General features: G+C 70.1%; 13 protein-coding genes. 4 read left to right on the top strand and 9 right to left on the bottom strand.

Annotated features, from left to right (window positions below):
- Positions 1-24: 24 nt before the first annotated feature.
- Positions 25-978 carry a LysR family transcriptional regulator gene (locus ACIQM3_RS03205; RefSeq protein ID WP_401618022.1) on the bottom strand — a complete coding sequence of 318 codons (954 nt, stop codon included), beginning with the start codon at positions 976-978 and terminating at the stop codon, positions 25-27.
- A gap of 62 nt (positions 979-1,040) precedes the next feature.
- Between ACIQM3_RS03205 and ACIQM3_RS03200 the strand changes: the two genes are divergently transcribed.
- From ACIQM3_RS03200 to ACIQM3_RS03185, 4 genes are all read left to right on the top strand, one after another.
- Entirely contained in the window at positions 1,041-2,348 is a 1,308-nt protein-coding gene (locus tag ACIQM3_RS03200; protein ID WP_401618019.1) for an MFS transporter, read from the top strand.
- Between the two features lie 98 nt (positions 2,349-2,446).
- On the top strand, positions 2,447-3,154 hold the full coding sequence (locus tag ACIQM3_RS03195; RefSeq protein WP_401619961.1) for a L,D-transpeptidase family protein: 708 nt from the start codon (positions 2,447-2,449) through the stop codon (positions 3,152-3,154).
- Between the two features lie 70 nt (positions 3,155-3,224).
- Entirely contained in the window at positions 3,225-4,238 is a 1,014-nt protein-coding gene (locus tag ACIQM3_RS03190; protein WP_401513364.1) for a sigma-70 family RNA polymerase sigma factor, read from the top strand.
- Positions 4,235-4,546, top strand: a complete 312-nt coding sequence (locus ACIQM3_RS03185; RefSeq protein ID WP_401618016.1) for a hypothetical protein — start codon at positions 4,235-4,237, stop codon at positions 4,544-4,546. The genes ACIQM3_RS03190 and ACIQM3_RS03185 overlap by 4 nt, the downstream gene beginning before the upstream one ends.
- 7 nt (positions 4,547-4,553) lie before the next feature.
- On the opposite strand, the gene ACIQM3_RS03180 is transcribed toward ACIQM3_RS03185, so the two are convergent.
- The 8 genes from ACIQM3_RS03180 to ACIQM3_RS03145 all read right to left on the bottom strand — a co-directional run bounded on the left by ACIQM3_RS03180 (position 4,554) and on the right by ACIQM3_RS03145 (position 12,676).
- Positions 4,554-4,898, bottom strand: a complete 345-nt coding sequence (locus ACIQM3_RS03180) for an STAS domain-containing protein (protein ID WP_401618014.1) — start codon at positions 4,896-4,898, stop codon at positions 4,554-4,556.
- Positions 4,899-4,919: 21 nt separating this feature from the next.
- Positions 4,920-5,510, bottom strand: a complete 591-nt coding sequence (locus tag ACIQM3_RS03175; protein WP_401618011.1) for a Uma2 family endonuclease — start codon at positions 5,508-5,510, stop codon at positions 4,920-4,922.
- Positions 5,511-5,608: 98 nt separating this feature from the next.
- Complete coding sequence (locus tag ACIQM3_RS03170; protein WP_401618008.1) at positions 5,609-6,886, bottom strand: thymidine phosphorylase; 1,278 nt, start codon at positions 6,884-6,886, stop codon at positions 5,609-5,611.
- A gap of 139 nt (positions 6,887-7,025) precedes the next feature.
- Entirely contained in the window at positions 7,026-7,424 is a 399-nt protein-coding gene (locus ACIQM3_RS03165; protein WP_401618005.1) for a cytidine deaminase, read from the bottom strand.
- On the bottom strand, positions 7,421-8,686 hold the full coding sequence (locus ACIQM3_RS03160; RefSeq protein WP_401513355.1) for an ABC transporter permease: 1,266 nt from the start codon (positions 8,684-8,686) through the stop codon (positions 7,421-7,423). The genes ACIQM3_RS03165 and ACIQM3_RS03160 overlap by 4 nt, the downstream gene beginning before the upstream one ends.
- Positions 8,683-9,801, bottom strand: coding sequence for an ABC transporter permease (locus tag ACIQM3_RS03155; protein WP_401513353.1), 1,119 nt, complete (start codon positions 9,799-9,801; stop codon positions 8,683-8,685). The genes ACIQM3_RS03160 and ACIQM3_RS03155 overlap by 4 nt, the downstream gene beginning before the upstream one ends.
- Positions 9,801-11,384, bottom strand: coding sequence for an ABC transporter ATP-binding protein (locus ACIQM3_RS03150; protein WP_401515052.1), 1,584 nt, complete (start codon positions 11,382-11,384; stop codon positions 9,801-9,803). Before ACIQM3_RS03150 ends, ACIQM3_RS03155 begins: the two co-directional genes overlap by 1 nt.
- A gap of 242 nt (positions 11,385-11,626) precedes the next feature.
- Complete coding sequence (locus ACIQM3_RS03145; RefSeq protein WP_393767233.1) at positions 11,627-12,676, bottom strand: BMP family protein; 1,050 nt, start codon at positions 12,674-12,676, stop codon at positions 11,627-11,629.
- Positions 12,677-12,720: the final 44 nt, after the last annotated feature.

The following is a 12,720-nucleotide window of genomic DNA, read 5'->3' as shown; positions in this document are numbered from 1 at the left end:
CGCACCGCGGACCGCGTACCGCCCTCAGTCCGGCAGCAGGCTCCCCCGCCGTGACAGCAGGAAGCGCTTGAAGGCTGCCACCGGCGGCGTGTCGGGGTGACCGTCCAGCCAGGCGACCCCGATCTCGCGGGCCGCGCGCGGCGCCGTCACCGTCAGCTCGACCACGCCGGGCCGGGCGACGGCGGGCGGCGGCAGCAGCGCCACCCCGAGCCCGGCCGCGACCAGGCCGCGCAGGGTCTCCGCCTCCTCGCCCTCGAACGCGACGCGCGGGGTGAAGCCCGCCTCGGCGCAGAGGTCGTCCGTGATCCGCCGCAGCCCGTAGCCGGGTTCCAGGGTGACGAACGTTTCGTCGGCGGCCTCGGCGAGGCGGATGCGCCGGCGCCCCGCCAGCCGGTGGTCGTCGGGGACGACCAGGCGGAGCCGCTGCTCGTCCAGGCGCATGGCGACGAGGTCCGGGGCGTCGGGGACGGGCGAGGTGAGGCAGAGGTCCAGGCCGCCCGCCCGCAGGCGGTCGATCATCGCCTCCCCGTAGTTCTGGACGAGCTGGAAGCGGACCCGGGGGTGGTCGGCGCGGAAGGCGCGGATCAGGGCGGGCACCGTCTCGGAGCCCATGGTGTGGAGGAAGCCGAAGGCGACCTTGCCCGCCGTGGGGTCGGCGTCGGCGCGCACCGAGTCGGCGGCCTTCTCCACCTCCGCCAGCGCGCGTTCGGCGGAGCCGAGGAAGGTGCGGCCCGCGGGGGTGAGCGAGACGGTTCGGCCCTTGCGGGCGAACAGGGCGACGCCCAGGTCCTGTTCCAGCCTCACCATGGCCCGCGACAGCGTCGACTGCGGGACGCCGAGCTCGTGAGCGGCACGGGTGACGTGCTCGTGGCGGGCCACCGCCTCGAAGTACGCGAGACGTGGCGCGAGCACGGCCCGGATGTCTTCTTCGTAACTGCTCGGTGACAGCCGCGGCTGTGAGCTGTATTGATGCGCCATGGGAACGATTATGAGGGTTTCATGCATTGGACGCATGAAACCGCGCGGTCTACGTTCGATGCATGCCTCCTGCCAGTACCGGGGCGTCCACCATCGTGCTGGGCGCCGCCGTTCCGTCATCCCCCGGCGCCGTCTCCCCGACCGTCCCGGACCGCCTCGCTCCCGGTGGCCCCGGCTATCGCCGGATGAGCTTCGCGCTCTTCGCGGCGGGGATCGCGACCTTCGCCCTCCTCTACTCCACCCAGGCCCTGCTGCCCGCCGTCTCCGCGTCCTTCGGCGCGACGGCGGGCCAGGCGAGCTGGACGGTCTCCGCGGCGACGGGTGCCCTGGCCCTCTGCGTCCTGCCGCTGAGCGCGCTCTCCGAGCGCTTCGGGCGGCGCCAGATGATGACGGCCTCCCTGTCGGTCGCCGTGGTGATCGGGCTGCTCGTGCCCTTCGCCCCGTCGCTCGGCTGGCTGATCGCGCTGCGCGCGATCCAGGGCGCCGCCCTGGCGGGGCTGCCCGCCTCCGCGATGGCCTACCTGGCCGAGGAGGTGCGGCCCAAGGCACTGGTGGCCGCGATCGGACTGTTCGTGGCGGGCAACAGCATCGGCGGCATGAGCGGCCGCATCCTCGCCGGCTGGGTCGCCCAGCTGTGGGGCTGGCGGGTGGCGCTCGGCGCGATCGGGCTGCTCGCCGTGGCCTGCGCGGTGGTCTTCCACTTCTTGATCCCCAAGGCCCGGCACTTCAGCCCCGCCTCGCTCAACCCGAAGGCCCTGGCGAAGACCGTCACCGGCCACCTCTCCGACCCGCTGCTGCGCCGGCTGTACGCGATCGGCGCCCTGTTCATGACGGTGTTCGGCGCGGTGTACACCGTGATCGGCTACCGGCTCGTCGAGGAGCCCTTCAGCCTCCCGCAGGGCATCGTCGGGTCGATCTTCCTCGTCTACCTCGTCGGTACGGTCTCCTCCGCCGCCGCGGGCCGGCTGGTCGCCCGGCTGGGCCGCCGGGGCGCGCTCTACCTCGCCGTCTCCACGACGGCCGCGGGTCTGCTGGTCTCCCTGGCCGACCAGCTGGCCGCCGTCCTGGCCGGCCTCGTCCTGATCACGGCAGGCTTCTTCGCGGGGCACGCGGTCGCCTCGTCCTCGGTGAGCCGTACGGCGACCACGGGCCGCGCCCAGGCGTCGGCGCTCTACCAGTCCGCGTACTACCTGGGCTCCAGCGCGGGCGGAACGCTCGGTGCCGTCGCCTTCCACGCCGGAGGCTGGGCCGGGACGGTCCTGCTGGGCGTCCTGGCGGTCCTCGGCGTCCTGTCGATCACCCTGTTCGGGAGCCGCGCGGCCCGGACCGAGCGGCTCCGCGCCGCGACCCCGGCACCGGTGCACAACTGAGACCTTCCCGGCACAACCGCAGCTCCCCGACGCACGTCCAACAAGCGGAGTCACACACCGCGGGCGAACGCGAAGGGGAGCAGGCGTACATGACGATCATGGGGAACATACGCGGCGTACGGGTGCGGCGCGGGGCCGTCCTGTCCGTCGCCGGGCTGGTGGCCGCGCCGGCCCTGGTCCTGGGCACGGGTACGTCCGCCCAGGCGGCGTCCTGCACGGCCTCCACCGGGCCGTACCAGAAGCAGGTCGAGAAGTGGCTGGGGCGGACGGCCGACGGACGGCAGTCGACGGCCGACTGCCAGGCGATCCGCTCGTTCCAGACCGCCAAGGGCATCACCCCGAACATCGGGTACGCGGGGCCGGTCACCTGGCGCACGATGAAGACGATCACCGCCCAGAAGGCGGCGGGCAAGACCCCGAACAAGGCGAAGAAGTGCCCCACGAACAAGGGGCGCATCGCCTGCGTGGACCTGACCAGGCAGCTGAGCTGGATCCAGGACGGGGCCAAGCTGAAGTTCGGTCCGGTTCCGGTGCGCACGGGCCGCAACGGCGACGAGACCCGGACCGGTGCCAAGAAGATCTACTGGCGCAACATCGACCACTGGTCGACGCTCTACGACGTCCGTATGCCGTACGCCCAGTTCTTCGACGGCGGGCAGGCGTTCCACTCGGTCACCAAGTCCATGTACAACAACCCTGGGTCGGCGGGCTGCGTCAACATGCGCCCGGCGGACGCGAAGTCATACTGGAAGCTGCTGAAGAACGGCGACGACGTCTTCGTCTACGGACGCAAGCCCGGCACCTGAGCAGCGGTTTCCACACTTCCCACCCCGGTTGTCAGTGCCCTGCGGTAGCTTCCACAGTGCTGAGTGAGCGGTGTCACAGCGCAACAGGGGTGAAGCGATGAGTGATCAGACGGCGACAGCGGATATCGACAGCCGCCTGGAGGGACACCGGGTCGAGCTGACGGGTTACTGCTACCGGATGCTCGGCTCGGCCTTCGAGGCGGAGGACGCGGTCCAGGACACGCTGGTGCGTGCCTGGCGTAACTTCGACAAGTTCGAGGGCCGTTCCTCCCTTCGCTCCTGGCTGTACCGCATCGCGACGAACGTCTGCCTGGACATGCTGAACGCGGGCAACAAGCGGGCCAGGCCGGTGGATCTGACCGGCCCGACACCACTGGCCCAGGCCGCGCTGAACCCGCTCCCGGAGAACACCTGGCTGGAGCCGATGCCGGACGGCCGCATCCTGCCCTCGGTGGCCGACCCGGCGGAGGCGGCCGTGGCCCGTGAGTCGGTGCGCCTCGCGTTCGTCGCCGCGCTCCAGCATCTGCCGCCCAAGCAGCGTGCGGTGCTGATCCTCCGCGAGGTCCTGGCGTGGAAGGCGAGCGAGGTCGCCGAGCTGCTCGACACCTCGGTCGCCTCGGTCAACAGCGCCCTGCAGCGCGCCCGGGCCACGCTGTCGGACACGGAGACCACGGCACCGGACCCCGCGAATCCGCTGGACGACGAGCAGCGCAAGCTGCTGGACCGCTATGTGGCGGCGTTCGAGGGGTACGACATGGCGGCGCTGACGGCGCTGCTCCATGAGGACGCCGTGATGACCATGCCGCCGTTCGACCTCTGGCTCCAGGGCCACGACGACATCACCGGCTTCATGCTCAGCATCGGCGCGAGCTGCGCGGGTTCCCGGCTGGTGGCGACCGAGGCCAACGGGTCGCCGGCCTTCGCGCACTACAAGCCGAATCCGGAGGGGCCGGGGTTCGTCCCGTGGGCGGTGCAGGTCATCGACATCTCGGACGGTGCCATCACCGGGATGCACTGCTTCCTGGACACCCCGCGCTGGTTCCCGCTGTTCGGACTGCCGGACCACCTGGACGACGCCGCGTGACTGTGAGACGTCCTGTGGTGATCGTCTGGGCCCTGTTGGTGGCGGGTGGCTGGGCGGCGACGCTGTGGCTGGGCGAGCCGGCCGCCACGGCGGGCCCTGGCCCGGGCCGTGCCGCCTGGGTTCCGGCCGACACCACCGAGCCGGGTCCGCAGCCGGAGGGGGCATGCCCGACGCGGTGGCCGGCACCGACGCCGTCGGCGGTCCCGGTGCCGTCGCTGAAGGACATTCCGGAGGAGTACGCGGAAGGACGTGCGGAGCTGGTCGACTGCAGCTACAGCGTGGCCCGCGACACCGCTGTGGCCCGCTGAACACGGGTCACTCCGGGACCGCCCGGACGTTGCCCACCACGTCACCGAGCCCCACCAGGTCGAGCAGCGCCCCGAGTTCGGCCGGGACGTTACGCAGCCGCAGCTCGACGCCCCCGGCGCGACGTGCGACGAGCCCCAGCCGGGCGAGGGCCTCGACCAGGGCCAGGTCCGGGCGCACGACACCGCCCACGTCGCAGTCCACCACGGCGACCGCTGAGGGGCCGCTGAGCAGCGCCTCCAGCCGGGCGCAGAGGCCCGGCACATCGGCGCGGGTGACCCGGCCGGTGAGGACGAGGGCGTTCGGAGTCATGGCATCCACACCAGGGAGACCGGCGGGATGCCCGAAACTCATCGGCGCCCGCGCACCTGTGACTCAGCTGACAGGGAATGCCCCGGTGTCCAGGTCCAGCCCGAACGGCTTCGGCAGCGTCAGCGTCTCGCCGTACTCGACCGCTTCCAGGACCCGGTAGGTGCCGTCGCTCGGCTCCCCGTACAGGGTCGCGGTCGGGCGCCCGGTGTGCCAGGGGTCGAGCAGCAGGAACAGCTCCACGCCTGCCTTCGCGTACCCGTGCGCCTTGCCGATGCGGTCGTGGTTGGCGTTGGCCGGTGAGGTGATCTCGACGACCAGCCGGACCTCTTCCGCCGGTACGCGGTTGCCGGGCCCGGACGCGACCGCGCGGGGCAGGACGACGAGGTCGGGGATGTACAGCCCGGCCCGTCCGGGCACGGAGACGCCGAGCGTCTGGTAGATCCCCCAGTCCGCCGGGATGACGGTGTAGAGCCTGCGCTGCAGCAGCTCCGCAGTGGTGTTGTGGTCCTTGGACGGCGGTGGCGACACGGTGACGATCCCCTCGATGATCTCCACCTTGCAGCCCTCGGGTGCGTCCGTCTCCTCCCAGATCCGGACGAGGTCGTCCCAGTCCTGACCGTGGCCCGGCCCAGGATCGACGGTGAGTGCGCTCATGGCGGTCTCCTCTTATCGGTGCGTCACCGATCCCAGCATGCCGAACGGGACCGGTGGTGGTCCACCGGTCCCGTTCACCCGAAAGGGAAAGCCGCAGGTCAGGCGATACGTTCCCGCACCACCGGCGTGGCGGTGAAGGGCGTCCCGGCAGGTGCGATGTCGTACGAGCCGGGCAGGGCCTTCAGCGCGTACTCGAACTTCTCGGGGGTGTCCGTGTGCAGGGTCAGCAGCGGCTGGCCCTCGGCCACCGTGTCTCCCGGCTTGGCGTGCAGCTCGACGCCCGCGCCCGCCTGCACCGGGTCCTCCTTGCGCGCGCGGCCCGCACCGAGGCGCCAGGCGGCGACGCCGACGTCGTAGGCGTCGAGGCGGGTCAGCACGCCCGAGGACGGGGCGCTGATCACGTGCTGCTCGCGGGCGACGGGGAGTTCGGCGTCCGGGTCGCCGCCCTGGGCGGAGATCATGCGGCGCCAGACGTCCATGGCGGAGCCGTCGGCCAGGGCCTTCTCCGGGTCGGCGTCCTTGAGTCCGGCGGCGTCGAGCATCTCGCGGGCGAGGGCGAGGGTCAGGTCGATCACGTCTCGGGGGCCGCCACCGGCGAGGACCTCGACGGACTCGCGTACCTCCAGGGCGTTGCCCGCCGTCAGGCCGAGCGGCGTCGCCATGTCGGTGAGCAGCGCCACCGTGCGTACGCCGCTGTCGGTGCCCAGCGCGACCATGGTGGAGGCCAGTTCGCGGGCGTCCTCGATCGTCTTCATGAAGGCGCCGGTGCCGACCTTGACGTCCAGGACGAGCGCCCCGGTTCCCTCGGCGATCTTCTTGGACATGATCGAGCTGGCGATCAGCGGGATCGCCTCGACGGTGCCGGTGACGTCGCGCAGCGCGTACAGCTTCTTGTCGGCGGGGGCGAGCCCGTCGCCGGCCGCGCAGATCACCGCGCCGGTGGTGTCCAGGACGTCCAGCATCTCCGCGTTGGAGAGGTGGGCGCGCCAGCCGGGGATGGACTCCAGCTTGTCGAGGGTCCCGCCGGTGTGGCCGAGGCCCCGGCCGCTGAGCTGAGGCACGGCGGCGCCACAGGCCGCGACCAGCGGGGCGAGCGGCAGGGTGATCTTGTCGCCGACGCCGCCGGTGGAGTGCTTGTCCGTGGTGGGGCGGGAGAGCGCCCCGAAGTCCATCCGCTCGCCGGAGGCGATCATCGCGGCGGTCCAGCGGGCGATCTCGGTGCGGTTCATGCCGTTGAGCAGGATCGCCATGGCCAGTGCGGACATCTGCTCGTCGGCGACCTCGCCGCGGGTGTACGCGTCGATGACCCAGTCGATCTGCTCGGGGCTGAGCTCGCCTCGGTCCCGCTTGGTGCGGATGACGGAGATGGCGTCCATGGGATGGGGGTCCTTCCGGCCGGAGGGGTGGGCGAGAGCCCTGCTGACTCTACGCGCATAGAGAGGGAACGTTCCGCCGCCGCGTTCCCCCGGTGGGCCGGTCGGGCCCGCCGGGGGTGAACGGAACGGCGGCGGGGCACTACCCCAGGTGCTGCGGACCGAAGGCCTGCGGCAGCATCTCGTCGAGCGTACGGAGGCCGTCCGGCGTCTCCAGGACGAGGCCGGGCCCCCCGAACTCGTACAGCAGCTGCCGGCACCGCCCGCACGGCACGAGCGCGGCGCCCGTGCCGTCCACACAGGTGAAGTGGGTCAGCCGGCCGCCGCCCGTGGCGGCCAGCTGCGAGACCAGCCCGCACTCGGCGCACAGGCTGATGCCGTACGAGGCGTTCTCGACGTTGCATCCGGTGATCATGCGGCCGTCGTCGACGAGGGCGGCCACACCGACCGGGAAGCCCGAATACGGGGCGTACGCCCGGGACATCGCGTCCCGGGCGGCCTCGCGGAGCGCGTCCCAGTCGACGGACGAGGGAGCCGTCACTTGCCCTCGCCCTTGCGGTACGGCATGCCGTCCGCCTTGGGCATGCGCAACCGCTGCGCGGACAGGGCGAGCACCAGCAGTGTCGTGACGTACGGCGCGGCGTCCACGAACTGGCTCGGGACCTGGTCGGTGAGGCCGTACCAGGTGAACAGCACGCCGGAGATGACCGCCGAGATCACCGCGCTCACGTACTTCTTCCGGTACAGCTGCCAGAAGACGACGATCACCAGGAGGATCGCCAGGAGCAGCAGCATCGCGTGGACGTTCTCCGCGCCACCGCGGAGCTTGAGGCTGTCGGTGAAGCCGAAGAGCCCCGCGCCCAGCGCCATGCCGCCCGGCATCCAGTTACCGAAGATCATCGCGGCGAGACCGATGTAACCGCGGCCGCCCGTCTGGCCCTCCTGGTAGATGCTGGTGGCGACGATGGCCAGGAACGCACCACCGAGTCCGGCCAGACCGCCGGAGATCGTCACGGCGATGTACTTGTACTTGTAGACGTTCACGCCGAGGGTCTCGGCCGCCACCGGGCTCTCACCGCAGGAGCGGAGTCGCAGGCCGAAGGCCGTGCGCCACAGCACGTACCAGGTGGCGGGGATGAGCAGCAGGGCGACGACGGTGAGCCACGACAGTCCGGTGACCAGGCCTCCGACGATGCCGGCGAGGTCGGACACGAAGAACCAGTGGTGTTGTTGCAGGTCCTGCATCCAGTCCGAGAGCCCTGGGATGGTGATCTTGTCGATCTCCTCGAGGCGCGGGGACTGCTTGGAGGATCCGCCGGGCTCGTCGGCGAAGGTGAAGTTGGAGAGGTAGCGGGTGACGCCGACGGCGAGGATGTTGATGGCCACACCGGAGACGATGTGGTTCACGCCGAAGGTGACGGTGATGATCGCGTGGAGCAGCCCGCCGAGCGCGCCACCGATGATGCCGAAGAGGACGCCCACCCACGGGCCCCACTGGAAACCGGCCCAGGCGCCGAACCACGTGCCCAGGATCATCATGCCCTCGAGGCCGATGTTGACGACACCGGCCCGCTCGGCCCAGAGGCCGCCGAGACCCGCCAGGCCGATCGGGACCGCGAGTTCGAGGGCGCCGCTCACCTGGCCCACGGAGGTCACGTCGTCGGCGCCGCTGATGAGTCGCACCAGCGAGACGAGGGCGAGCGCACCGGCGATGATCAGGAGGACCACGGGCAGGGACAGCTTGCGCCGCCCGCCGCCCTTCGGGGCGGCGACGCGTGCGGCGGAGACTTTGCTGGTGCTCACAGGGCCGCCTCCTTCTCGGTGGTGAGGGCGTGGCCGGCGGCGAGTTCCTCGCCGACCTTCTGCTGCTGGCGGCGGGTCCCGTAGCGCCGGACGAGTTCGTAACTGACGACGACCGAGATCACGATCAGGCCTTGCATGATCGTGGCGATCTCCTTCTCGAAGCCGAACTGGTCGAGAGGGGACGACGCCTTGTCCAGGAACGCGATGAGCAGCGCGCTGAGCGCGATGCCCACCGGGTGGTTGCGGCCGAGCAGGGCGATGGTGATGCCGGTGAAGCCGAGGCCGACGGGGAAGTCGAGGCTGTAGGTGTGGGTGTCTCCCAGCAGCGTCGGCATCCCGACGAGACCCGCGATCGCACCGGAGATCAGCATCGAGGTGAGGATCATCTTCTTGGCGTCCACACCGGAGGCCTGGGCGGCGCTCTCACTGGCGCCGGTGGCACGGAGATCGAAGCCGAAGCGGGTGCGGTTCAGAACGAGCCAGTAGACGAGACCGCAGCCGACGGCGACGAAGGTGAAACCGTAGATCTCTCCGGCGTCGGGGCTCAGGGCGAGGCCCGGGAACCAGCCGGATTCCGGGATGTCGCCCGTCGTGAGGTTGTTGGATCCCGCAGCCTGCTCACCGAAGTTCTTCGGCAGGATCAGCCAGGCGATCAGGGAGGTCGAGATGGAGTTGAGCATGATCGTCGAGACGACCTCGCTCACGCCGCGCGTGGTCTTGAGGATGCCGGCGATGCCGGCCCAGAAGGCGCCCACGAGCATCGCCACGACGACGATCAGCGCGATCTGGAGCGGCCCGGGGAGGCTGACGCTGGCGCCGACGAGGGCTGCCATCATCGCCGCGAGCCGGTACTGCCCGTCGACACCGATGTTGAAGAGGTTCATGCGGAAGCCGACCGCGACGGCGAGAGCGGCGAGGTAGTACGTCCCGGCCTGGTTGATGATCAGGACCTGTACGTCGCTGTACGACACCTGCTCGAACAGCAGGCGGTACAGCTCGAAGGGGTCGCGGTCCGAGACGAGCAGCACCAGGGTGCTGAGCACGAAGGCCACGACCAGGGCGAGTACCGGGCCGGCGAAGCCCAGGATCAACCGGTCCTTGTCGAATTTCCTCATCAGGCCTCGTCCTCCGGTGCTGCTTCGAGGTGACCGGCGGCGGCACCGGTCATGGCCGAGCCCAGTTCCTCGGGTGTGATGGTGGCGGGGTCGGCGTCAGCGACCAGCTGCCCGCGGAACATGACACGCAGAGTGTCGGAGAGCCCGATGAGCTCATCCAGGTCCGCCGAGATCAGCAGCACCGCCAGCCCTTCGCGGCGCGCAGCGCGGATCTGGTCCCAGATCTGCGCCTGTGCGCCGACGTCCACCCCGCGGGTGGGGTGGGCGGCGATCAGGAGCTTCGGGTTGTGGCTCATCTCGCGGCCGACGATCAGCTTCTGCTGGTTGCCGCCGGAGAGGGAGGCCGCGGTGACCTCGATGCCCGGGGTGCGGACGTCGTACTCACGCACGATCCGCTCCGTGTCGGCGCGTGCGGCCTTCGGGTCCAGCAGCCAGCCCTTGCTGTTGGGCTTCTCGGTGACGTGGCCGAGGATGCGGTTCTCCCAGAGCGGGGAGTCCAGCAGCACCCCGTGGCGGTGGCGGTCCTCGGGGATGTAGCCGATGCCGCCCTCACGCCTCTTGCGCGTGGGGGTGCGCGAGATGTCGTCGGTGTCCAGCGTGATGACCCCGCTGTCCGGGTTCCGCATGCCGACGAGCGTCTCGATCAGTTCGGTCTGCCCGTTGCCCTCGACGCCCGCGATTCCCAGGACCTCGCCCTTGTGGATCGTGAAGCCCACATCGGACAGGACGTCACGCACGGCCCCGTCAGGGTCCGTCACGCTGAGGGTGAGCCCTTCGACGTGCAGCATCGGCACGTCCGTCACCGTCGACTCGCGGGTCTCCGGCGAGGGGAGTTCGCTGCCGACCATCAGCTCGGCGAGCTGCTTGGAGGTGGTGTTCGCGGGGTCGGCGGTGCCCACCGTCGTGCCGCGTCGGATCACTGTGATCTCGTCCGCGACGGAGAGGACCTCGCCGAGCTTGTGCGAGATGAAGATGACGGTGAGGCCCTCGGCCTTGAGTTCGCGGAGGTTCGCGAAGAGCGCGTCGACCTCCTGCGGGACCAGCACCGCGGTCGGCTCGTCCAGGATCAGGATGCGGGCGCCGCGGTAGAGGACCTTGAGGATCTCCACACGCTGACGGTCGGCGACGCCGAGGTCCTCGACGAGTGCGTCGGGCCTGACCCCCAGACCGTACGCGTCGGAGATCTCCTTGATCTTCTTGCGTGCGGCGGAGCCGATACCGTGCAGCTTCTCGCCGCCCAGGACGACGTTCTCCAGGACGGTGAAGTTGTCGGCGAGCATGAAGTGCTGGTGGACCATGCCGATTCCGCGCGCGATGGCGTCACCGGGGTTACCGAACGAGACCTGCTCGCCGTCCACGGCGATGGTGCCCTCGTCCGGCTTCTGCATGCCGTAGAGGATCTTCATCAGGGTGGACTTACCGGCGCCGTTCTCACCGACGAGGGCGTGGACCGTTCCCTTGCGTACGGTGATGCCGATGTCGTGGTTGGCCACGACGCCGGGGAAGCGCTTGGTGATGCCGTGCAGTTCTACGGCAGGGGGACTGCTGGACGCGTTGATGACGCACTCTCCTTGGCCGGACAGGAGCGGGAGCACAGGGGCAGGGGGCGGGGTGAAGTTATCGCGCCGGAGGACCGTCTACACGCGTAGCGCTGCCGAATCGTAAAGCGTAGGCGCACGGCACGGTCCGAACACCTGGTTCCGGACCTGTGCGGGCAGGACACCGCGAAGGGCACAACTTCCTCGATGAGCACCCCACGGGCCCGGAGCGGCGACGACGGTGCGCGCTCCGGGCCCACGGGAAACCAGCGTGACGACCGGGATCGTTACGGGGCGGTCTTGACGGTGATCTTGCCGTCGATGATTTCCTTCTTCGCCTTGTCCACGGCGGCGATGACATCGGTCATCTTGGTGAAGGCCGGGTTGGACATGGCCAGGCCGACGCCGTCCTTGTCGAGGCCGTAGCGGACCTCACCGGACTGCGGCTTGCCGTCCTGGACGGACTTGATCAGGTTGAAGACGGAGTCCTCGACGTCCTTGGTGACCGAGGTCAGGATCGACTCCTTGTAGTCGGCCAGACCCGCCTGCTTGTACTGGTCGGAGTCGACGCCGATGTTCCACTTGCCGGCCTTGGAGACGGCCTCGATCGCACCGGACCCGGCGAGACCGGCTGCCGAGTAGACCACGTCGGCGCCCTTGTCGAGCTGGCCCTGGGCTGCGGCCTTGCCGAGGTCCGGCTTGGAGAAGCCGTCGAAGTTCGGCGGCTGCGTCAGGTACTGCGGGACGACCTTGACCGAGGGGTCGGTCTCCTTGACGCCCTGCTCGAAGCCCGCCTGGAACTTCTTGATCAGCGGGGTCTCGACACCACCGATGAAGCCGACCGTCTTGGTCTTGGTGACCTTGGCGGCAGCGACGCCCGCGAGGTAGGAGCCCTGCTCCTCGTTGAAGACGATGTTGGCGATGTTCTCGCCGGTCACGGAGGCGTCGTCGATGATGCCGAAGGTGATCTTCGGGAACTTCGGCGCGACCTTCTTGATGGCGGGGGCGTAGGCGAAGCCGACACCGATCACCGGGTTGTTGCCGGCGCGCGCCAGTGCGGTGAGGCGCTGCACCTTGTCGGCGTCCGCTTCACCGTCCGACGGCTCGGCCTCGGTGCCCTTGACACCGAGGTCCTTCTCGGCCCGGGCCAGGCCCGCGTACGCGGCGTCGTTGAACGACTGGTCGCCGCGGCCACCGATGTCGTAGGCGATAGCCGTTTTGTCGGCCTTGGAGTCGGAACTGCTACTCGAGGAGGAAGACTCGCCACACGCCGTGACGCTTAGCGCGAGTGCCGCGGACATGACGCCCACGGTGGCAATCCTGGTGATCCGGCGCAAGGGAAGGCTCCTTCAAACCTGACCGAAGCGCCTCTTCCGGCGCT

The organism is Streptomyces sp. NPDC091271 (assembly GCF_044757505.1).
Lineage (GTDB): Bacteria > Actinomycetota > Actinomycetes > Streptomycetales > Streptomycetaceae > Streptomyces.
Note: the sequence above shows the minus strand (reverse complement) of the source record. Positions and strands in the feature narration are given on the sequence as shown.

Excerpts from the sequence above, each read along its gene's own strand:
- ACIQM3_RS03205 (WP_401618022.1), bottom strand. The coding sequence starts at position 978 with ATGGCGCATCAATACAGCTCACAGCCGCGGCTGTCACCGAGCAGTTAC.
- ACIQM3_RS03180 (WP_401618014.1), bottom strand. The coding sequence starts at position 4,898 with ATGAGTTTCGGGCATCCCGCCGGTCTCCCTGGTGTGGATGCCATGACT.
- ACIQM3_RS03155 (WP_401513353.1), bottom strand. The coding sequence starts at position 9,801 with ATGAGGAAATTCGACAAGGACCGGTTGATCCTGGGCTTCGCCGGCCCG.
- ACIQM3_RS03170 (WP_401618008.1), bottom strand. The coding sequence starts at position 6,886 with ATGGACGCCATCTCCGTCATCCGCACCAAGCGGGACCGAGGCGAGCTC.
- ACIQM3_RS03200 (WP_401618019.1), top strand. The coding sequence starts at position 1,041 with ATGCCTCCTGCCAGTACCGGGGCGTCCACCATCGTGCTGGGCGCCGCC.
- ACIQM3_RS03175 (WP_401618011.1), bottom strand. The coding sequence starts at position 5,510 with ATGAGCGCACTCACCGTCGATCCTGGGCCGGGCCACGGTCAGGACTGG.
- ACIQM3_RS03195 (WP_401619961.1), top strand. The coding sequence starts at position 2,447 with ATGGGGAACATACGCGGCGTACGGGTGCGGCGCGGGGCCGTCCTGTCC.